The sequence below is a fragment of the Bradyrhizobium sp. NBAIM08 genome (genome assembly GCF_020193935.1).
In the GTDB taxonomy this organism is placed as follows: domain Bacteria; phylum Pseudomonadota; class Alphaproteobacteria; order Rhizobiales; family Xanthobacteraceae; genus Bradyrhizobium; species Bradyrhizobium yuanmingense.
In genome coordinates, this window is sequence record NZ_JADYVR010000001.1 from 193,439 (window position 1) to 214,770 (window position 21,332).

The following is a 21,332-nucleotide window of genomic DNA, read 5'->3' on the forward strand; positions in this document are numbered from 1 at the left end:
ATAGAGAAGCCCTGTATATGGAAGTATAGTCGCCAAAGGCATATTCCCGATCGATCTTGACCGGCTCCGGGAGACGCGATCCGGCATGAGAAATCTGTCGATTGATCCATCACGCGTGAGCAAGAGATGATCATGCAACATGCGATTGAAGTGCCGTCGGTCGCCCTCGATTCGAATGAGAGCAAGCGCCCCGAGGAGGCACTGCGCGAGAGCGAGGAGCGCTTTCGCACGCTGGTGCAATTCTCCTTCGATGTGTACTGGGAAACGGACGCGGAGCATCGCTTCATCCGCCAGGAGTTCGCCGAGACGCTTCCCGAGCCGCCGGTCTCCGAGATCGGCAGGACACGATGGGAGATCCCGTATCTCGAACCTGACGCAGATGGCTGGCGCAAACACCGCGAGATACTCGACGCTCACCTCCCGTTTCGCGATTTCGAGCTCGCGCGGCCGATGCCCGACGGCGGCAAGCGCTATATTTCCGTCTCTGGGCTGCCCATCTTTGACAAGACAGGGAACTTCGTGGGTTACCGAGGTGTGGGGCGCCACATCACGGAGCGCAAGCGCGCCGAACAGGCGCTGATCGAGAGCGAGGCCCGTTTCCGTACCTTCGTGGACCACGCGACCGATACGTTCATGCTGCACAGTGAAGATGGTCACGTTCTCGATGTGAATCGGAATGCCTGCGAAAGTCTCGGCTACAGCCGGACCGAACTGGTTGGGGCAACTGCGGCCTTGTTCGATCTGGAGATGGATGAAGCGACTTGGCGTCGCAACCGCGAGCGTCTCAAGGCCGGCGGCATCGCTACGCTCGAGAGGCGCTATTGCCGAAAGGATGGCACTGTGTTTCCCGTCGAAGTTCGTATGCGCGAGTTCTGCGAAGTCGGACAGTCACGAATCATTTGTCTGAGCCGCGACATCACCGAACGCAAGCGAACCGCCGAGACGTTCCGCGAGATGCAAGCTGAACTAACACACGCCAATCGCGCGGCGGCAATGGGCCAGGTCACGGCTTCGGTGACACACGAACTAAGCCAACCAATCACCGCGGTGCTCTGCAACGCAGAGGCCGCACTGAACTGGCTAGGAACACAATCTCCGAATTTCGAAAAGGCACAGCAGGCGCTCGTATCCATCGTCACAGAAGCCAAGCGAGGCGGCGAGATCATCAGTTGGATCCGTTCCTTGATCAAGAAAGCTCCGGCGCCGAAGGAGAGCGTCGATGTCAATGGTGCAATCCTGGACGTGATCACCATCGCCCGTAGCGAGCTGCTCAAACATGATGTCTCGATCCAGACCGACCTCGCTCCGGGCTTGCCGCTCGTGAAGGGCTATCGCGTTCAGCTGCAACAGGTGGTTCTCAATTTGATCCTCAACGCGATCGAGGCAATGAACTGTGTCGACGTTGGCGGACGAGAGCTGCGGATCAGCACGGCTGCAGATGCTTCAAATCTCGTTGTTGTCGCCGTACGGGATACCGGACCTGGACTTGACGTCGCAATCGTTGACCGCCTGTTCGAGCCCTTCTACACCACCAAGCCGGACGGAACCGGCATGGGCTTGTCGATTTGCCAATCGATCATCGAGGCGCACGGAGGACGACTTTGGACTGGTGCCAATGAACCACAGGGGGCGGCGTTTCACTTTAGTCTGCCTTCGCAACAGGAGTGATCCACGTCGCTTTAGCGTAACTCACGCCTTCGCTGTTGCGTTTCTTGGCGTCTGCTCTTTGGAGGGCAGCTCACGCTTTGGAGGGGGCGGCTCAAGCAGACTTCTATGAAACACCCTGGCTCGTTCGCCGACCCTGGCGCATCGTTGCGAGCACGATGTCGGCGGCGAGCACGCTCGGCGATGTGTTGCCGGTCGACATGATCTGATCGAGCCTGGCGAAGGCCTCGACCTGCTGCCGGCGCAGCGGAGACTCCGTCAGCACGTCCCGAAGCGCCGGCGCCAGCTTCTCCGGCGTGCATTCCTCCTGCAAATACTCGGGAATGACATCCTTGCCGATCACGAGATTGGCAAGGATCACCGAGGAGACACGGATCGCGCGTCGCAGGATGAACGCCTCGATCGCGCCGACGCGATAGGCCGTCACCATCGGAATGCCCGACAGCGCGAGCTCGAGCGTCACCGTGCCGGATTTCGCCAGCGCGGCGTGAGCGATGCGGAAGGCCGCACGCCTCTCGTTCTCGCCGATCACGATCTGAGGCTTGACCGGCCAGCTCGCGATGCCTTCGCGGATGGTGGCTTCGAGATGCGGCATGGTCGGCAGCATCAGTTCGAACGCACAGCCCTCACCCCTTAAGCGACCGAGCGTTGCGCCGAACACGTCGAGATGATGCCTGACCTCGCTGCGGCGGCTGCCGGGCAGCACCAGCAGCACCGGCGGCTCACTGTCGCGGCGCGCCTGCTCCTCCGCACTCGGCCGCAGCGAGCCCAATTGCTCAATCAGGGGATGGCCGACATAGCTGCAGGGCGGGCCGCCGAGCTTGCGGTATTCCTCGGGCTCGAACGGCAGCAGGCCGAGCACGTGGTCGACATAGCCGAGCATGGTCCGCGCCCGTCCTGGCCGCCATGCCCAGAGCTGCGGCGAGACGTAGTCGACGATCGGGATCGCGGGATTGCGCGCGCGCACGCGGCGGGCGACGCGATGGGTGAAGTCGGGGCTGTCGATGATGACGAGCACGTCGGGCGCGGCCTCGGTCACTGCGTCGGCGGTCTGCCGGATCAGCCGCAGGATCTTCGGCAATTGCTGCACCACCGCGGCAAACCCGACGATCGAGAGCTCCTCGATCGGAAACAGCGATTCCAGGCCCTCGCGCGCCATAGTGCGGCCGCCGACGCCGACGAACTGCACGCCGTCGCCGAGGCGCTGGCGCAGCACCTTCATCAAGGCGCTGCCGAGCCTGTCGCCGGACTCCTCCGTCGCGATCAGGAAGATCTTCCGCTTGGGATCACGCGACATCACGCGGGCAGGCCGATGACGAAGAGATATTTGGCATCGGCAAGCGCGATCATCGTCTGCGGCTCGGCGGCGATGGTGTTGCCCGCGATGACGGCGATGCCGGCAAGGCCGGCAGCCGCGACGCCCTCGATGGTGCGCGGACCGATCGTCGGCAGGTCGAAGCGCAGGTCCTGGCCGCTCTTCGGCGCCTTCACCAGCACACCGCGTCCGGTGGCGGCGCGGATGCGGCCCTCCTCGCGCAGCCTCGCGACGCGGGCGAGCAGCGCGTCGGTGCCCTCGATGTCCTCGACCGCCACCACGTGGCCATCGATCACGACCACGGCCTGGCCGATGTCGAACGGGCCGAGCGCGGTCAGCACCGCCCGGCCGCGTGCGATGTCGGCCTTGCTGGCATCGCTCGGCCAGGCGCGGCTGATGCAGCCCTCGGGCATCAGGAGATCCGGCGCGACGTCCTTGATGCCGACCATCCGGAAGCCGTCCTGCTCGAGGATGCGGCCCACACCCGACAGCAAATGATCGTCGCCGCCACGGAAGGCGCGGATGACGTTGCCGAGCAGGCGCAGCGTCGTGAAGTCGAACCGGATCTCGGACAGCGAAGGCCGCACCAACGTGCCGATGAAGATCAGGTCGCGGCAGCCCTCCTCGCGGAACAGCCGCATCGCGCGTCCGAGCTGGCCGACGGAGATCCAGCGATGCCGGTACTTCTCCACCCGCTGGGGATCGCAGGCCCCGCGTAGCGGAAACAGCACCGGCGTGATGCCGTGCGCGGCGAGCGACTCGGCGACCGCAAACGGCATGGCTCCGCCCCCGGCGACGATGCCGACCGGTGACGAAACCTGCAAAGCCGCCGATGTCGTGCCCGCGGCCATCCCAAGATCACTCCAAGATCATTTCAAGATCACTTCGCGATGGCGGGAAGACAGAGCGGGCGCTTGCCCTTGCCAATGAAGTCGAGGATTTCGGCGATCGCGGGGTCCTCGCCCGCGAGCGGCCGCGCCGCCTCCAGCCGCTCGGCGAAGGTGCCGGCGCCATGGAATAGCTTCTGGTAGAACGCACGCACGGTGGCAAGCCGCTGCTTGGTGAACTTGCGACGCTTCATGCCGATCAGATTGAGGCCTTCGAGCACGGCATATTGGCCGTTGACGAGACCGAACGGAATGATGTCGTCGCGCACGCCACACACGCCGCCGACCATGACCTGCGGTCCGATACGGGTGAACTGATGCACGGCGGACAGCCCGCCGATGAAGACGAAGTCGCCGATCTCGCAATGGCCGCCGAGCGTTGCCGAGGTCGCGAAGATCACGTCGTTGCCGAGATGGCAGTCGTGGCCGACGTGGCTGCAGTTCATGAAATAGCCGCGGTCGCCAACCGAGGTGACGCCCCCGCCAGCGACGGTACCCGCGTTCATGGTGACGGATTCGCGGATGGTACAGCCCGCGCCGATCCTGAGCTGCGTCAGCTCGCCACGATAGCTGAGCGATTGCGGCGGCGTGCCCAGCGAAGCGAACGGATAGATGGTGCAGTCGTCGCCGATCGTGGTTTGCGCCGTGATGTGCACATGCCCGATCAGCTTGCAGTTCGCGCCGATGACGACGTTCGGGCCGATGATGCAATAGGGTCCGATCTCGGTGCCCTCGCCGATCACGGCGCCGTCCGCGATCCGCGCGGTGGGATCAATCTTGCTCATCAAGCCAATCTTACTCGTCAAGAAGGTCGGGTTATGTATTGAAGTCGCTCGGTTTTCGGCTGGTTAGCGCGACTATGCCCGATCTGTCCAGTGACGTATCATCTCGCCGTGTTTCAAGTGCCGGATGAGGCGGCCTTCCCGTCCCGTCGTCAGGTTCATGCGGAGCTTCAACGATCGTGGTCAGGGCCCTGATCCTTCTGCTGGCGCAGCTCGCGGATACTCCGATCGTGTCGGAGGCGGTCGAGACCGGCGAACACCGCCTGGTCGATCTCCGGACATTCGAGTGCCGGGACATCACCCGCAGCACGGTGCTTCAGCGGGTCTGTTACGATCGCGCGCAGCAGGACCTGATCGTCGCGAGCAACGGCGCCTATCACCGCTATTGCGGTGTGACGGCCGATACGGTCGAACGCCTCCTCGTCGCGCCCTCCATGGGCCAGTTCTTCAACCGGACTATCAGGCGGGAGGCGGCCGGCGGCCGCTACGATTGCACCTGAGCCCAGTGCCGCTCAATCGGTCAACATGGCGCCGACGTCGGCTTCGGCAACGACCTGACCGTTGACCTTTGCATCGCCGTGAAACCACCACATGGTCTTGCGGCGGCCGAGCGAGCGCATGTGATACTCGATCGTATCGCCCGGCAGCACCGGCTTGCGAAACTTGCACTTGTCGATGGTGAGGAAATAGACCGCCCGCGGCTTCTCGGTGCCCTCGACCGACTTGATGCCGATCACGCCCGCGGTCTGCGCCATCGCCTCGATCATCATGACGCCGGGATAGACCGGACGCTCGGGGAAATGTCCCTGGAACGCCGGCTCGTTGAAGGTGACGTTCTTGATGCCGATGCCGCTGTAATCGGCGCGGATGTTGATCACGCGGTCGATCAGCAGCATCGGAAAGCGGTGCGGCAGTGTCTGGAGGATCGCGTTGATGTCCACCAGCTCGAACTTAACAGGTGATTCCGCCGTCATTCCCGTCCCTCGTCCTTCGGATCGGCCTTGCTGTCGCGTACCAGCCGCTCAACCGCGATGATCTCCTTGAACCATTGCTTGGTCGGCTTGGCGAAGTGCCCGCCCCAGCGGCCGCCCGGCGGGATGTCGTCCTTGACCGCGCTCATCGCCGTCACCTGCGCCCCGTCGCCGATCTTGAGGTGATTGTTGATGCCAACCTTCGCTCCGAGCGCCACGTTGTCGCCGATGGTCAGGCTGCCGGCGAGCCCGATCTGGGCCGCGAGCAGGCAGTGCCGGCCGATCGTCACATTGTGGCCGATCTGGACCTGATTGTCGATTTTGGTCCCCTCGCCGATCACGGTGTCACGCAAGGACCCGCGGTCGATCGTGGTGTTGGCCCCGACCTCGACGTCGTTCTGGATCAGCACGCGCCCGGTCTGCGGCACCTTCAGATGGCCCTCCGGGCCGAAGAAGATGAAGCCGTAGCCGTCCTGGCCGATCGAGCAGCCGGGATGGATCAGCACGTTGTTGCCGATCAGGGCGCACTGGATAGCGGTCCGGGCGCCGACATTGCAATCCCGGCCGATCTTGACGCCGGGGCCGATCACCGCCCCGACGCCGATCACGGTGCCGCTGCCGATCTCGACGTCCGGGCCGATCACGGCCAGGGGGTCGACGACCACGCCGTCCTCGAGCCGGGCCGTGGGATCGATGATGGCCGATGGCGCGATACCGTCGTTGCCGACCCAGGATTGCGGCCGCAGCGCGTCGGCGTGCCATTCCCGCGCGATCCGGACAAAGGCGCGGAATGGCTGCGCCACCCGCAGCACGGCCACATGTTCGGGCACCTCGGCCTCGAAGCGCGGACTGACCAGACAGGCCCCCGCCTTGGTCGCCCTGAGCTGATCGGCGTATTTGAGGTTGTCGAAGAACGCCAGATGCATCGGGCCAGCTTCGTCGAGCGAAGCAAGGCCTGTGATGACGTGGCCGCCCCTCGCGGGGTCGACCAGCTGCGCCTTTGTCAGCGTGGCAATGTCGGCCAACGCTGCGGCAGGCGGCTTTGTGAAGAAGATCGGCTGCGCCATTCCACCCCGTCGCGGTCCGGCTTCGGCATGAAGCGGTCAGGCCGCATCATGCCTCATGTCCTGGATCGGCACGATCCCTTTCCGAAACCGGTTCCGGTGATCCGGATCGTGCCGTGCTGATCGAATTAGAACGTGGTGCCGCCGCCGAACCGGAATTCCTGCGTGCGGTCGTACTTGCCCTTGCTGAGCGGCACGGCGTAGTCGAAGCGCAGCGGTCCGAACGGCGACTGCCAGATCACGCCGACACCGACCGACGAGCGAACGACCTTGCTGTCGTCATAGACGAGACCGGTGCAGGTCCCCGTGCTCGAGGGATTGATGCTCGACGGGATACATCCCGGCGCATTGACCTCGTTGGTGGTGGTCCAGCTCGTCGGTCCCTTGTAGTCGTAGAGGCCGCCGGCGTCGGCATAGACCGCGCCCTTCAGACCCACTTCCTTGGGCAGGAACCAGAACGGCATCTGCAATTCGAACGAAGCACCCCAATACTGGGTGCCGCCGAGCGCATCCTGCGTGCCGAACGGGTTCAAGTCGCGCGGACCGATGCCGTTCGGGGCGAAGCCGCGGACGAGGTTCGGGCCCATCTGGAAGTGGTCGAGCATGCGCAGATCGGTGCCGATCTTGTTCAGCATGCCGCCTTGCAAGCGGACGAGGCCGACGATGTCGGACACGAGCGGAGTGTAGTACTTCGCGTCGACGACCGACTTCAGATAGGAGACGTCGCCGCCGACGCCGGCGAAGTCCTGCCGGAAGTCGACGAGCAGACCGTCGGTCGGGTTCTTGTTGTTGTCCAGCGTGTTGTAGGTCAGCGTGTAGCCGAGCGCCGAAGTCAGCGTCTTGCCGTTGGCGAGCTCCTTGCGCACCGGCAGCGAGGCTTCGCCATCGTTGTAGCAGCCGAGGCCGTTGGTGGACGGATCCAGAGGTATACCGGTGGCAGCAGAGAAGGCCGGGCTGGGATTGAAGGCCGCCGAACCAACCACGTTGTTACAGTTCGCCAGGTAGCCCGGCAGGGTGATTTCCTGCCGATAGATCGAGTAGCGCACCTGGAGCGAGAGATCTTCACGCAAGGAGAAGCCGAGGCGCGGCGAGAAGCCGAGCGTCTTGGTGCCGTAGGAGATGTAGCTGTTGGACTTCTGCTCACGCTGATAGAGGTCGAGGCCGAGCGCGACGCGGTAGTCGAGCAGGTACGGCTCGACGAACGACAGCGAGTAGCCGCGCGCATACTGGCCATAGGTCACCGCAGCCTTGGCGAACAGGCCGCGACCGAGCAGGTTGCGCTCGGAGATCGAGACTTCGGCCAGCGCGCCGTCGGTGGTGGAGTAACCGCCCGAGACCGAGAAGTCGCCGGTCGACTTTTCTTCCATGTCGACGATCAGGATGACGCGGTCACTCGACGAGCCCGGCTCGGTCGTGATCTTCACGCTCTTGAAATAGTCGAGGTTCTTCAGGCGCCGCTCGGCACGGTCGACCAGCGCGCGGTTGTAGGCGTCGCCTTCCGAGATGTCGAACTCGCGGCGGATCACGTAGTCGCGCGTGCGGGTGTTGCCGCGCAGGTTGATGCGCTCGATATAGGTGCGCGGGCCCTCGTCGATGTTGAACACGACGGACACGGTGTGCGCTTCGAAGTTGCGATCGCCGCCGGGCCGGACCACGGCAAAGGCATAGCCGCGGCGGGAGGCTTCGATCTGCATCTCCTCGACCGACTTCTCGACCAATTCGACGTTGTAGAGCGAGCCGACATTGAGGCGCGAATAGGCGCGCATCGAGCTCGGATCGAAGTTCGGAATGCTGCTGCGGAAATCCACCGCGCCGACGCGGTATTGCTGACCTTCCTCGATCTTGAAGGTGACGTTGAAGCCCTTCTTCTCCGGATCGTATTCGGTCAGCGCCGCCACGACCTGCACGTCGGCGAAGCCGTTCTTGAGGTAGAATCGGCGGATCAGATCGCGATCGGCTTCGACGCGGTCGGGATCGTAGACGTCACCGCTGCCGAGGAAGCTCAGCAGATTCGTCTCGCGCGTCTTGATCACGTCGCGGAGGCGGTAGGACGAGAAGGCATTGTTGCCGACGAACTCGATCGACCGGACGCCGGTCTTGACGCCCTCCTCGACCGTGAAGATCAGGTCGACGCGGTTGTTCGGCTGCTCGATGATCTCGGGCGTGACGCGCACGTCGTAGCGGCCGGAGCGGCGATAGATTTCGGCGATACGGAGCGTGTCCGACTGCACCATGGCGCGGGAGAAGGTGCCGCGCGCCTTGGACTGGACTTCAGCAGTGAGCTGCTCGTCCTTGATCTTCTTGTTGCCCTCGAAGGCGATACGGCCGATCACCGGGTTTTCCACCACGGAGACGATGAGCTGGCCGCCGGAACCGCGGTTGATCCTGACGTCCTGGAACAGGCCGGTCTCGATCAACGCCTTGAGGCCGTCGTCGATGGCGGCCTGATCCAGCCGGCCGCCGGGACCCGGCTTGAAATAGGAGCGGATCGTCTCCACCTCGACGCGGCGATTCCCTTCGACGGAAATCGACTGCACGGTCTGGGCGAGCGCAGACGAAGACACGAAAACAGCCCCAACCGGGGCAACCACCGGCGCGCCGAACAAGATCAGGGTCGCGAGCAAGCCCCCCCGGAGTCGCAGTCCAAACTTCATCGCGCAACGCGCCCTTATCATTCCCTGCCAGACCCAACCCCAACGCCGGTCCGGAGATTCCCCAAGTTCAGGCCGCTTGTAGCCAATTTCGCCGACGCCGCAAACGGCCGAAAGCGCCGTAATTTCAATTTCATTCCAAGACGTTGCTCAACAGCAACGCCACAAAAAAGCCCCTATCAGGAAGCTGCCATCCGCAGGATGTCGTTGTAGGTCGCAAACACCATCAACATCAGCACCAGGCCAAGCCCGATTCGGAACCCCATTTCCTGGGTCCGCTCGGACAAAGGCCGGCCCCGGACCACCTCGGCCGCATAGAACATCAGGTGGCCGCCATCGAGCAGCGGGATCGGGAACAGGTTCAAAAGGCCGATCGACACCGACAGCACCGCGCAGAGATTGATCACGAACTGGAACCCGGCGCTGGCCGCCTGCCCCGACATTTTCGCGATTCCCAGGACGCCGCTGACCTCGTTCGGATTGCCCTGGCCGACGAACAGCGAGCCCAGGAACTTGAAAGTGCTGGTGATGATGAACCAGACCTGCTCGACGCCGATCTTGAGCGCTTCGCCGACGCCGACCGAGGTGGTCGAGGCCTCCCCGGCCTGCGACTTGTGCTCGATGCCGAGAACGCCGAGACGGTGGCTGTTGCCGAACGGGTCCTTGCGCTCCAGCAGCGCCGGGGTCGCGGTCAGCGAGACGACGGCGCCGTCGCGCTTCACCTGGAAGGTAAGAGCCGAACCGGCGTTCATCGCAACGATTCGCTGCATGTCGGCAAAGCTCTCGATCGGCTTGCCGTCGATCTGGATGACGACGTCGCCCACCTTGAAGCCGGCGGCAGCCGCCGCGCCGTTGGCGACGACACCGTCGACCCGGGCGATCGTGCTCGGCTTGCCGTAATAGAGCGCCATTCCGGCGAAGATCAGCGCGCCCAGGATGAAATTGGCGATTGGTCCGGCCGCGACGATCGCCGCCCGGGGACCGACCTTCTTGTGGTGGAAGCTGCCGGCGCGCTCCTCGGCCGACATAGCCGCCAGCGTCTGGGCCGACGGGGTCGAGGCCTCGCTCTCGTCGCCGAAGAACTTGACGTAGCCGCCGAGCGGGATCGCCGAGATCTTCCAGCGGGTGCCACGGCGGTCGTTGAAGCCGACCAGCTCGGGGCCGAAGCCGAGCGAAAAGGTTAACACGCGTACGCCCGCCCAGCGCGCGACCAGGAAATGGCCGAGCTCGTGGAAGAACACGACAATGGTCAGGACGAACAGGAAGGGAACCGCGTAGCCGAGGAGCCCATGGCTCAAAGTATTGAAACTATGGACGAAAAAGTCGATCATCGAATTCCCTCACCCAGCGCCGCAAGGCCCTGGTCCCGAACCAACTAGGATGCCTTTAAGGCAATTTGAGGCAATAGGGCGGCAGCCCTATTTCGCGCAACATGGTCAACAGAGATTGCATCGTCTGCGGAGGTCAGGGGCGCCTGGTTGCCGCCTTTGATCCAATCCTCAAGGGTCGCCTCGACCAGCCGGGCAATCGCACCGAACCGGATCTTGCCGCCGATGAAGGCGGCCACCGCGACCTCGTTGGCGGCATTGTAGACCGTGGTCGCGCCCTTCCCGGTCCGGAGCGATTCGTAGGCCAGCCGCAGTCCAGGGAAGCGCTCGAAGTCCGGCGCTTCGAAGGTCAGCTGGCCGATCTTGGCAAGGTCGAGCTTGGCCGCCGGGCCCTTGATGCGATCGGGCCAGCCGAGGCAATGGGCAATCGGCGTCCTCATGTCGGGCGCGCCGAGCTGGGCCACCACCGAGCGGTCGGAAAACTCGACCATGCCGTGAATGATCGACTGCGGATGAACCAGCACGTCGATCTCGTCCGGCGAGAGCGCGAACAGATAGGACGCCTCGATCACCTCGAGCCCCTTGTTCATCATGGAGGCCGAATCGATCGTGATCTTCTGGCCCATGCTCCAGTTCGGATGCTTCAGGGCCTGCTCGAGCGTCGCCTGCTCGATGTCTGAGGGCTTCCAGGTCCGGAACGGGCCGCCGGACGCGGTGATGATGACGCGGACGAGCTCGTCCCGATTGCCTGAGCTCAGCGCCTGGAACAGCGCGTTGTGCTCGGAATCGGCCGGCAGGATGCAGGCGCCGGCTTTTGCCGCGCGCTGCATGAAGAAGTCGCCGGCGCAGACCAGGCACTCCTTATTGGCGAGCGCGACATGCGCGCCGCGATCGACCGCGGCGAGCGCCGGCTTCAGCCCGGCAGCGCCGCTGACCGCCGCCATCACCCAGTCGGCCGGACGCGCGCCGGCCTCGATCACCGCGCTTTCGCCGGCGCCGCATTCGGTACTGGTGCCCGCGAGCGCAGCCTTGAGCTCGGCGAGCTTGGAGGTGTCGGCGATCGCGACATAGCGCGCGTTGAATTCCTTGGCGAGCTTGGCGAGCGCTGCGACATTGCCGTTCGCCGTCAGCGCCTCGACACGGTAGCGCTCGGGCGAGGCGCGCAAGAGATCCATCGTGCTGTCGCCGATCGAGCCGGTGGCACCGAGGACCGTGACGCTGCGAATGTCGGACGCAGCAAGCCTGTTGTTACGCAAGGGAACGGCGCTCATATCCTCACCAAACCATAAGACCGCTTCCGGCGCTATGCACACCATGGCGGAAAAAGCCGATAAACCAGGCCGCCAGGATGGCGGCGACAAATCCGTCCAGGCGGTCCATAAGGCCGCCATGGCCGGGAATTAAGTGACTGGAATCCTTGACACCGAAGCGCCGCTTCACGGCGGATTCGAAGAGATCGCCGAGCTGCGACACCATCGACAGGACGGCGCCGACGAGCAGCAGCGGAATCAGCTTTCCGATCCCGGAGGCGGCGAAGCCGGCCGCGACCGCAAGGCTCGCCGCAAAGCCGCCGAGCGCGCCGGCCCAAGTCTTTTTCGGGCTCACGCGCGGCCATAATTTCGGGCCGCCGATGCTGCGTCCGGCGAAATAGCCGCCGATGTCGGTCGCCCACACCACGAGCAGCACGAACATCAGCGCGGAGAAGCCGTTGACGAGATCCTTGCGCACCAGGATCGAGGCCAGCAGCGCCGCCGCCGCATAGGCAAACCCGCTCGCCGCCCACAAGAACTTGCCCCGGGCGATCAGCGTCACGATGGCACCGCCAATGAGGCCGGTGACGACGGAGGTCTTGAGCGCGCCGAAAGCGACGGAGGCTCCCATCATGGCGATCACGACCGTCCCTGCCCCGGTCAGCGCGGCCGATGCTGCGCCCACCACCATCAGCCATTCCGCGAACAGCCCGATCGAGACCAGGGTGACGAGAAGCGCCCACAACCAGCCACCGGCATAGGCGATCGCGATGGCCAGCGGCGCCAGCACCAGCGCTGCGAGGACCCGCATCACCAGATTGCTCGGGGCAGGCTTGGCGCCCGCCGATGCAGGATCGGGTTCGTTCACGAGGCGGTCTTCGCAACCAGGCCGCCGAAACGGCGCTCGCGCCTGGCAAATTCGGCGATCGCGCTTTCCAGCGCCGCCTTGTCGAAGTCGGGCCAATGGATCGGCACGAACACGAGCTCGCTATAGGCGGCCTGCCACATCAGAAAGTTCGACAGGCGCTGCTCGCCGCTGGTGCGGATGATGAGGTCGGGGTCGGGGATGTCGGGCGCGTCGAGATGCGCGCCAAGCGTCTCGGCGTCGATCGTGGCAGGATCCCGCCTGCCCTCCGCGACCTCGCGGGCCAGCTTCTGCGCCGCTTTCGCGATCTCCTGCCGCGAGCCGTAGTTGAAGGCGACGACGAGCGTCAGGCGCGTGTTGTCGCGCGTCAGCTCCTCGGCCTCGTTCAGCAAGGCGCAGATGTCGCTCTCGAGCCCCTCGCGCTCGCCGATGATGCGGACCTTGACGCCGTCGCGATGCAGGCTCGCCAGGTCGTTGCGGATGAAGCGCCGCAGCAGGCCGAACAGGTCGCCGATCTCGCTCGCCGGGCGCGACCAGTTCTCCGACGAGAACGAGAAGATGGTGAGATAGCGGATGCCGAGCTCGTGCGAGGCGCGCACCACGCGGCGCAGCGCGTCGACGCCGCGGCGATGCCCTTCCGCACGCGGCAGACCGCGCGCGGCCGCCCAACGCCCGTTGCCGTCCATGATGATGGCGACATGCGCAGGCGCCTCGGACCTGTCGGGTCCTTCGGTTGCGGGCGCGGCGGCGTTGGACATGAAGGCGATGCCTTAAAGCATGATCCGGAAAAGTGCGAAGCGGTTTTCCGACAAGATCATGCGCGAACAATAGCCTAAAGCGCGATGATGATACTCATCGCGCTTTAGACGGTGAGGATTTCTTTTTCCTTGGCGGCCAGCAACTGGTCGATCTCGGCGATGGTGCCGTCGGTCGCCTTCTGCACCTCGTCGGCGTGACGCTTCTGGTCGTCCTCCGACATCTCGTGATTCTTCTCGAGCTTCTTGAGCACGTCGAGACCGTCGCGGCGGACATGGCGCGCGGCGACCTTGGCGGCTTCGGCATATTTGTGCGCGACCTTCACCAGCTCCTTGCGGCGCTCCTCGTTGAGCTCGGGAATGCGCAGGCGCAGCACCTGGCCCTCGGTCGCGGGCGACAGGCCGAGATTGGAATCGACGATCGCCTTCTCGACGGCCTTGACCATCGACTTGTCCCAGACCTGCACCGAGATCAGCCGTGGCTCCGGCACGCTGACGGTGGCGAGCTGGTTGAGCGGCATGTGGCTGCCATAGGCCTCGACCTGCACCGGATCGAGCATCGAGGCGGAGGCGCGTCCCGTGCGCAGGCCGCCGAGCTCGTGCTTGAGCGAGGCGACGGCGCCCTGCATGCGACGCTTCACTTCGTTGAGATCGAAATTACCCGTGGCCATCACGTTTCTCCTTCAAAATCCCGGCGACCGCTCCGCACCGTCCGTTCGGCGCGCCAGATGAGCCGTCAGCCGGCGACGATGGTTCCGTGGCCGACGCCACGCAGAATCGCGCCGATCGAGCCCGGCTCCGCGATCGAGAATACGATGATAGGCAGCGATGTCTCGCGGGCAAGCGCGAAGGCGGTCGCATCCATCACCTTGTAACCGCCCTCGATCGCCTGCGAATGCGTCAGGCGGTCGAACCGCGTCGCGGTCGGATCCTGCTTCGGATCGGCCGAGTAGACCCCGTCGACATTCGTCGCCTTCAGGACCGCCTGCGCGCCGATCTCGGCGGCCCGCAGTACCGCGGTCGTGTCGGTGGTGAAGAACGGGTTGCCGGTCCCGCCGCCGAGCAGCACGATGCGGCCCTCGGCCAGGTATTTGTGTGCCGCAGTGCGGGTGAACAGCTCGGAAATCTCGGGCATGACGAAGGCCGACAGGGTCCGCGCCGGCGTTCCCTTGCGCTCGATCGCCGCTTCCAGCGCGAGGCAATTCATCATGGTGGCCAGCATGCCCATGGTGTCGCCGGTGGTGCGCGACACCCCGCGGGATGAGACCTCGACGCCGCGGACCATGTTGCCGCCACCGATCACGACCGCGACCTCAGTGCCGAGATGGCGGGCCGCGATCAGATCGTCCGCAACCCGGTCGACGGTCGGCTGATCGATGCCAAAGCCTTGCCGTCCCGCGAGATACTCGCCGGACAGCTTGATCACGACGCGACGATAGACCGGATCAGTCATGAGCACTTTCCTTGTCCGGGCGCCGCTTCCGGCGGCACGCCGGAAGGAACTTCCGGCGCTTACTTCTTGCCGCTGGCCGCGGCGACCTCGGCCGCGAAGTCGCTTTCCTGCTTCTCGATTCCCTCGCCGAGAGCATAGCGCACAAAGCCCGCGATTTTCACAGCCCCGCCGACCTTGCCCTCGGCCTCCTTCACCGCCTGCGCCACCGACTTGCCGGTGTCGTGGATGAAGGCCTGCTCGAGCAGGCAGACTTCCTTGTAGTAGGTCTTGAGGCCGGACTCGACGATCTTCTCGATCACGTTCTCGGGCTTGCCCTGCTGACGGTACTTGTCGGCCAGTACGTCCTTCTCGCGCTTGACCACGGCCGGATCGAGGCCGGACGGATCGAGCGCCAGCGGGTTGGCGGCCGCAATGTGCATCGCGATCTGACGGCCGAGCGCTGCGAGCTCATCGGCCTTGCCCGGCGATTCCAGCGCCACGATCACGCCCATCTTGCCGGCGCCGTCGATGACGGCACCATGGACGTAGTGCGAGACAACGCCCTGGCTCACCTCGAGCGCGGCGGCGCGGCGGAGCGTCATGTTCTCGCCGATGGTGGCGATCGCATCATTGATGGCGGTTTCGATCGTGACGTCGCCGACCTTGGCGGCCTTGATCTTCTCGACGTCCGCTCCGACGTCGAACGCGACCTGGGCGATCATCTTGACCAGGCCCTGGAACTGGCCGTTGCGCGCAACGAAGTCGGTCTCGGAGTTGACCTCGACCACGACGCCCTTGGTGCCCTTGGTGAGCGCGCCGATCAGGCCCTCGGCGGCGACGCGGCCCGACTTCTTGGCGGCCTTGGACAGGCCCTTCTTGCGCAGCCAGTCCTGCGCCGCTTCCATGTTGCCGTCGTTTTCGGTGAGCGCGGCCTTGCAGTCCATCATGCCCGCGCCGGTCGATTCGCGCAGGTCCTTGACCATCGCAGCTGTGATCGTTGCCATCGTTGAAAATCCTTTGTGCCTGCCGGTTTGCCGCGGCGCGGCATCGAATCGCCCCGCCGCGGTCCATCTCAGGAATTCGCGTCAACTGAAATGGTGGCCGGATCCTATCCGGCCAACCCATCGCTCTTTTTAACTATTCCGCTTCCGCGGTCAGCGCCTTGGCCTTGGCCACCCAGGCATCCGCACGGCTCGGCAGACCGACTTCTTCGCCGATCGTGTGCGCGGTGTCGTGGTCGAGCTCGGCGAGCTGCCAATAGTGGAAGATGCCGAGGTCGTTGAACTTCTTCTCGATCGCGCCCGACACGCCCGGGAGCTTCTTGAGGTCGTCGGCAGTGCCGCGGGGACCCGCAAGGCCCTGGAAGCCGCTCGAGGACGCCGCCGGCAGCTCTTCGGCGACCGGCTGGGCCGAGGCGCCGACGTCGATGCCCGAATCGCCCTGCGCGCGCGAGATGCCGTCGATCGCCGCACGCGCGACGAGATCGCAGTACAGCGAGATGGCGCGGCCGGCGTCGTCATTGCCCGGCACCACATAGGTGATGCCCTTCGGGTCCGAATTGGTGTCGACGATCGCGGCGACCGGGATGTTGAGCCGCTGGGCTTCCTGGATCGCGATGTCTTCCTTGTTGGTGTCGATCACGAAGATCAGGTCGGGCAGACCGCCCATGTCCTTGATGCCGCCGAGCGAGCGGTCGAGCTTGTCGCGCTCGCGCTGCAGCGTCAGGCGCTCCTTCTTCGTGTAGGAATTGGCTTCGCCGCCCGAGAGCACGTCGTCGAGGTGACGCAGGCGCTTGATGGAAGCCGAGATCGTCTTCCAGTTGGTCAGCGTGCCGCCGAGCCAGCGCGAATTGACGAAATACTGCGCGCAGCGCTTGGCCGCGTCGGCAACGCCGTCCTGCGCTTGGCGCTTGGTGCCGACGAACAGGATGCGGCCGCCCTTGGCCACCGTGTCGCTGACGGCCTGGAGGGCCTGGTGCAGCATCGGCACGGTCTGGGCGAGGTCGACGATGTGGATGTTGTTGCGGGTGCCGAAAATGAACGGAGCCATTTTCGGATTCCAGCGGTGAGACTGGTGACCAAAGTGCACGCCAGCTTCGAGCAGCTGACGCATAGTGAAATCGGGCAGTGCCATCGTTCTAATTCTCCGGTTGGTTCCTCCGGAAACGTGTGAGCAAAACGGAGCGTTCACGCCCCGGTTGCCACCGGACGGCCTTGTGAGCCATGTTTCCGTGTGAGATGGCGCGCTATATAGCGCCATTTCGGCCAGAAGCAAGGAAATAACGGCCTTTGGGGACGCCTCTAGGCTGCTGTCGCATCCCGGCATCCCCTGCCCCTCGCGCCTCCTAACACCTGGGCTGGCCCGGGGGGCAGCTCTTCGGTGGCGGTCCGGCCGGCCGCGGCGGCGCATGCGGCGCGGCGGCCATCGGCGGCGGCGCCGGTCGGGCGACCGGAGGTGGCGGCGGCGGCGGCGCTGGCCGCGCAACCGGCGGCGGAGGTGGTGCCGGCCGCGCCATTACTGGCGGAGGCGGAGGCGGCGCCGGCCGGGCAACAGGTGGCGGCGGCGCCGGCCGTGCCACGGCCACGGGCGGAGGCGCCGCTCGCGGCGGCGGAGGTGGCGCAACGCGCGGCGGAGGCGGCGGCGTCGGCCTTGCCAGAGCCTGAGGAGGCGGCGGCGGAGCGGCGGGCCTGGCGGCCTGCGGCGGCGGTGGCGCGGGCCGACGATCCTGAACTCCGGACGGTGTCCGCGCCGCTACGGGCGGCGGCGGCGGAGGTGTCGCGGGTTTGACCGCAGTCGGGGCCGCGGGCTTGCCGGTGGCCGCGCTCGGCTGCGGCAAAGCGCCCGGCTGGGGCCCGCCGGGCCTGCCGCGCAGGTCAGGCACAGGCGGGCTCGTCGTCCCCGGCCTGGGCAGGGCCGCGGACGGGCTCGCCGCGGTTCCGGAAGCCGGCGGGGGACTGGGCGTCGTTGCCGCGTTCGGCTGCGCCGGCGGAACGTTGCCGCTCGGCGCCGTGGCGGTCGCGGCGGGCTTGCCAGGGGGTGGGACGGTCCCGGGCACAGCCCCTGCCCTGGCCGGCGGCGGCCCGCCGGGGGTGCCGGGCACGGGCAGCGTATTGGCCGGCGGCAGCTTGGTCGGGGCCAGCGCTTGCGGGGTTGCCGCGGCGTTGCCGGCGGGAGCGTTCGCGCTCGGACTGGGCGTGCCGCCGGGCGTCCCCGTCGCGGGCGGCGCTCCGGCCGGCGGGCTGCCCGGAGATCCCGGCAGCGTATTGGCCGGCGGCGGCTTGGTCGGAGCCAGCGCTTGCGGGGTTGTAGCGGCACTGCCGGCGGGAGCGTTTGCGGTCGGACTTGGTGTGCCTCCCGGCGTCCCAGCTCCGGGCGCCGCTCCGGCTGGCGGGCTGCCAGGAGCTCCCGGCACCGGCACAGTATTAGCCTGCGGCAGCTTGGCGCCGGCGGGCGGCGGCGCTGTCGCGCCAGGCGCGACATTGGCCGGAGCCGGAGTCGCGAGACCCGGCCTTGCCGTCGGCTGGATGGTCGCGCTCGGCGGCATCGGCGCCTTGCCCTGCTGGATCAGGGCGGCGCGCTGAACGACCGCCTGCGGCACGGCCGGTCCTGCCGGCGTGGCGCGGCCGGCAACCGCCGGCGCCAGATTGCCAGGTCCGATCCCAGATCCGAGCGCCGGCCCCGCGGCCGGCGGCGGCGCCGGCGGGCGGTTAATCACGGTGTTGATGACCGTGGTGTTGTGGATGTTCTGGTAGATGATGTTGTTCGGCGGCGGCGCGACATAGACCGGCGGCCTCACGAACACCGGGATCGGCACGAACACCGGCTGCGGCAGCACGAACAGGCCGACCACGGGCAGCGGCGGCGGCAGCACGACGAAATCCGGCGGCGGCGGCGGCAGATAATAGACCGGCGGCGGCGGTGGCGGCGCGAAGCCGAAATCGGGATCGCTGAAATACAGCACCGGGCGATCGACATAGACCACCTCCTCCGGCGGCGGTGGCGGCACGTCGTAGTCGATCATCGCGAAGGTCGGCGGCGGCTCGGGCGGCGCGGTGAGGATCGCAAGGCGGCGCCGCGCATCCGCCGCATGCGGCCCGCGCGGATAGCGGCGCAGATACGACCAATAGGCCTCCGGCGTGTCGGTCCGGTAGGTCCGCCGCCAGGTGATGGCTTCGCGGCGCGCGGCAACGATCGCCATCACGCGCTTGGCGAGGGGATCGTTCGGATAGGCCGCGAGAAACTCTTCATAGGCCGCCAGCGTGTCGCGCTCGAGCGCGGCGGCATAGGCGTCCTGCACCCCGAGATCGCGGATCGGCTTGCCGCGGATCGCGGCGACCTGGTCGGGCGCAGCCTGCGGCGGCGGCGCATCGGGCGCGCGCTCGAAGAACGAGAATGGCGCCGAGATCTTCTGCTCGTTCCAGGGCACCTGCGCGCCCTTGGAGGCCTCGTTGACGCGCAGGCGGACGCGGTCGAACACCTCGGGCAGCGGCAGGCCGCCGGTGCGGATCATCTCGGCGAGCGACTGCGCATAGATGCCGTAGGGCCCCGGCTCCTCCGGCGCCACCGTGCCGGGCGCGGCATTGAAGGCGATCAGCATGTTCGCCTCGGGCTCGACCAGCGCCAGACCGCTCGCGATCGGCTGACCGCCCTCGATGAAGGGCTGCGCACGGGCTGCATCGAGCACGACGATATTGGCCTTGAGCGGAATCGATGCGAGCTGGCGCGCATAGTCGCTGATGCGCAGGGCCTCGGTCGGTATGTCGGTGTCGCGGCTGATGTTGGAATCGACCGGGATGAAATAGTTCTCGCCGGCGAGCTGCACGCCGTAGCCGGCAAGATAGATCATCGCGACGGTGCCCGGGCCCGACGCCTGGGCCTTCTGGATGAAATCGCGCAAGCTCTTGCGCAGCGTGTCGCCGTCGAGATCGCGCGCGCCGACCACGTCGAAGCCGGCCGCCTGTAGCGTCTGCGCGATCAGGCCGGCATCGTTCGCGGTGGTCGCCAGCGGCGATTTGGCGTAGGCGCCATTGCCGACCACGAGCGCGATACGCTTTTCCTGCTGCTGGGCACGCGCCTGATGCGGCGCGCCTGCGGCAAGGATCGCCATCGGCAGGAGAAGGCAGAGGAAGACTTTGAGCGTCCCACGCATGGCTTGTGCCTGCTTTTGTCGTTGAGGTAGCCACCGCATATACCGCATATCAGGCGCGCGGCCAGCTGAATGGCACTTGAACGAAAAGCGCGGATTGAGGCGGCGGCATGGCGCCGCCGCCCAACTCAAACCTCCACGCCAAACCTCACGTCAAACCTCGAACCTCCACGTGAGGCCTGCAAGCCTCGCGACCGCACTGCGGCACAAGGCTCCTCGGCCCGTTCAGCCCTGGGCGATCAGATCGACCGTGCCCGTGGTTAGCCGGTAGATGCCGCCGACAACCTTCAGCTTGCCCTGCTCCGCGGCCGCATTGAGGATCGGCGCAGCCGTCTTCAGCTTGGCGATGTTGTCGACCACGTTCTGCCGGATCGCCTTGTTGAGCACGTCCCCGCCCTGCTGCATCGCCGCCTTTGCGGCGGGCGCGATCGCATCGACCAACGAGGGAATGTGCCCCGGCGACGACGTATTGTCCTTGATCGCCTTCAGCGTCGCGTCGACCGCGCCGCAGGCATCATGGCCGAGCACGAGGATCAGCGGTGTGTTCAGCACCGCCACCGCATATTCCATGCTTGCGATGGTCTCGGTGCCGGCAAAATTTCCGGCGACGCGACAGACGAAGAGGTCGCCGCGCCCCGCATCGAACGCATATTCCGGTGCAATGCGCGAGTCGGCGCAGCTCAGCACGGCCGCGAACGGATTCTGTCCGCCGGCCAGCGCCTCGCGCTCGTGCTTGAAATCGTGACGTCGCGACACGCCGGCGACGTAGCGCCCATTGCCTTCCATCAGTCGCTTCAGCGACGCGTCGGGCGACAGCACGTTCTGCGGCTTCGGCGGCTGCTTGGCGTCCTTGGCCAAGGCGCCACTGGCGAAAGCTCCACCGGCGAAGGTCATGCCGAACGCGGCGGCGCCAAACAGCATCGCCGATCGCCGCGACGGCGCGATGTCTTGGCGCAGAGAGTCTTGGCGCAGAGAGTCTTGGCGCAGAGATTGGTGATGCAGAGTGTCAGAACACTTGTCGCACATGTGACGTCTCCTCGGGTCAGTGGACGAATGAAGCGTCGCGAAGATAGGTGCGCCGATATGAAGAAATAACAAATGTTAGTTGATGCAACCGATGATTGCTGCACCGCGCGCTATGCTGCAAGCCGAAAGGCCGGTCATTCCGCGCCCGACGATTGCACGAACATGCGTCCGCCTGCATGCATTCGAGATCAACCC

The 21,332-nt window shown here is 65.8% G+C and carries 18 protein-coding genes; 2 read left to right on the plus strand and 16 right to left on the minus strand.

The genetic code is table 11. The annotated features are described in order from the left end of the window. The first annotated feature begins 126 nt into the window (after window positions 1–126). The gene (locus I6F37_RS00935) at window positions 127–1,668 is read left to right on the plus strand and encodes a PAS domain-containing sensor histidine kinase (protein WP_225150036.1); all 1,542 of its coding nucleotides are present in this window, start codon (window positions 127–129) and stop codon (window positions 1,666–1,668) included. A gap of 103 nt (window positions 1,669–1,771) precedes the next feature. Here the strand turns inward: I6F37_RS00935 and lpxB are convergent, their stop codons facing one another. From lpxB to lpxA, 3 genes are read right to left on the minus strand one after another with little or no spacing between them, the layout of a single operon-like run. Further along, complete coding sequence (lpxB, locus tag I6F37_RS00940; RefSeq protein WP_109143618.1) at window positions 1,772–2,962, minus strand: lipid-A-disaccharide synthase; 1,191 nt, start codon at window positions 2,960–2,962, stop codon at window positions 1,772–1,774. Beyond that, window positions 2,962–3,831: an LpxI family protein gene (locus I6F37_RS00945; protein ID WP_036025237.1), complete on the minus strand. Its 870-nt coding sequence runs from the start codon at window positions 3,829–3,831 to the stop codon at window positions 2,962–2,964. Before I6F37_RS00945 ends, lpxB begins: the two co-directional genes overlap by 1 nt. Window positions 3,832–3,860: 29 nt before the next feature. Next, window positions 3,861–4,652 carry an acyl-ACP--UDP-N-acetylglucosamine O-acyltransferase gene (gene lpxA / locus I6F37_RS00950; protein WP_036025239.1) on the minus strand — a complete coding sequence of 264 codons (792 nt, stop codon included), beginning with the start codon at window positions 4,650–4,652 and terminating at the stop codon, window positions 3,861–3,863. A 176-nt stretch (window positions 4,653–4,828) separates the two neighbouring features. On the opposite strand from lpxA, the gene I6F37_RS00955 reads away from it, so the two are divergent. Next, complete coding sequence (locus I6F37_RS00955) at window positions 4,829–5,149, plus strand: KTSC domain-containing protein (RefSeq protein ID WP_225140032.1); 321 nt, start codon at window positions 4,829–4,831, stop codon at window positions 5,147–5,149. 12 nt (window positions 5,150–5,161) lie between these two features. Here the strand turns inward: I6F37_RS00955 and fabZ are convergent, their stop codons facing one another. From fabZ to I6F37_RS01020, 13 genes are all read right to left on the minus strand, one after another. Then, entirely contained in the window at window positions 5,162–5,623 is a 462-nt protein-coding gene (fabZ, locus tag I6F37_RS00960) for a 3-hydroxyacyl-ACP dehydratase FabZ (protein WP_036010015.1), read from the minus strand. Next, window positions 5,620–6,687, minus strand: coding sequence for a UDP-3-O-(3-hydroxymyristoyl)glucosamine N-acyltransferase (gene lpxD, locus I6F37_RS00965; RefSeq protein ID WP_036010017.1), 1,068 nt, complete (start codon window positions 6,685–6,687; stop codon window positions 5,620–5,622). Before lpxD ends, fabZ begins: the two co-directional genes overlap by 4 nt. 125 nt (window positions 6,688–6,812) lie before the next feature. Continuing rightward, a complete protein-coding gene (bamA, locus tag I6F37_RS00970) occupies window positions 6,813–9,338 on the minus strand; it encodes an outer membrane protein assembly factor BamA (protein ID WP_036010019.1) in 2,526 nt (841 codons plus the stop codon). Window positions 9,339–9,514: 176 nt separating this feature from the next. Next, on the minus strand, window positions 9,515–10,666 hold the full coding sequence (rseP, locus tag I6F37_RS00975; protein ID WP_225150038.1) for an RIP metalloprotease RseP: 1,152 nt from the start codon (window positions 10,664–10,666) through the stop codon (window positions 9,515–9,517). 44 nt (window positions 10,667–10,710) lie between these two features. Continuing rightward, on the minus strand, window positions 10,711–11,934 hold the full coding sequence (dxr, locus tag I6F37_RS00980; protein ID WP_225125195.1) for a 1-deoxy-D-xylulose-5-phosphate reductoisomerase: 1,224 nt from the start codon (window positions 11,932–11,934) through the stop codon (window positions 10,711–10,713). 4 nt (window positions 11,935–11,938) lie between these two features. Then, window positions 11,939–12,781 (minus strand): phosphatidate cytidylyltransferase, encoded by an 843-nt coding sequence (locus I6F37_RS00985; protein ID WP_036025246.1) that lies wholly within the window; start codon window positions 12,779–12,781, stop codon window positions 11,939–11,941. Then, complete coding sequence (locus I6F37_RS00990; protein ID WP_036010029.1) at window positions 12,778–13,536, minus strand: isoprenyl transferase; 759 nt, start codon at window positions 13,534–13,536, stop codon at window positions 12,778–12,780. Before I6F37_RS00990 ends, I6F37_RS00985 begins: the two co-directional genes overlap by 4 nt. A gap of 104 nt (window positions 13,537–13,640) precedes the next feature. Further along, the gene (gene frr, locus I6F37_RS00995) at window positions 13,641–14,204 is read right to left on the minus strand and encodes a ribosome recycling factor (protein ID WP_025036556.1); all 564 of its coding nucleotides are present in this window, start codon (window positions 14,202–14,204) and stop codon (window positions 13,641–13,643) included. Between the two features lie 65 nt (window positions 14,205–14,269). Beyond that, window positions 14,270–14,986, minus strand: coding sequence for a UMP kinase (pyrH, locus tag I6F37_RS01000; RefSeq protein ID WP_036010035.1), 717 nt, complete (start codon window positions 14,984–14,986; stop codon window positions 14,270–14,272). 59 nt (window positions 14,987–15,045) lie between these two features. Beyond that, window positions 15,046–15,969, minus strand: a complete 924-nt coding sequence (tsf, locus tag I6F37_RS01005) for a translation elongation factor Ts (RefSeq protein ID WP_225112543.1) — start codon at window positions 15,967–15,969, stop codon at window positions 15,046–15,048. Window positions 15,970–16,102: 133 nt separating this feature from the next. Next, entirely contained in the window at window positions 16,103–17,098 is a 996-nt protein-coding gene (locus tag I6F37_RS01010) for a 30S ribosomal protein S2 (RefSeq protein WP_036010040.1), read from the minus strand. A 211-nt stretch (window positions 17,099–17,309) separates the two neighbouring features. Continuing rightward, window positions 17,310–20,114 carry a caspase domain-containing protein gene (locus I6F37_RS01015; protein ID WP_225150040.1) on the minus strand — a complete coding sequence of 935 codons (2,805 nt, stop codon included), beginning with the start codon at window positions 20,112–20,114 and terminating at the stop codon, window positions 17,310–17,312. 222 nt (window positions 20,115–20,336) lie between these two features. Beyond that, window positions 20,337–21,032: a carbonic anhydrase gene (locus I6F37_RS01020; RefSeq protein WP_225150042.1), complete on the minus strand. Its 696-nt coding sequence runs from the start codon at window positions 21,030–21,032 to the stop codon at window positions 20,337–20,339. Window positions 21,033–21,332: the final 300 nt, after the last annotated feature.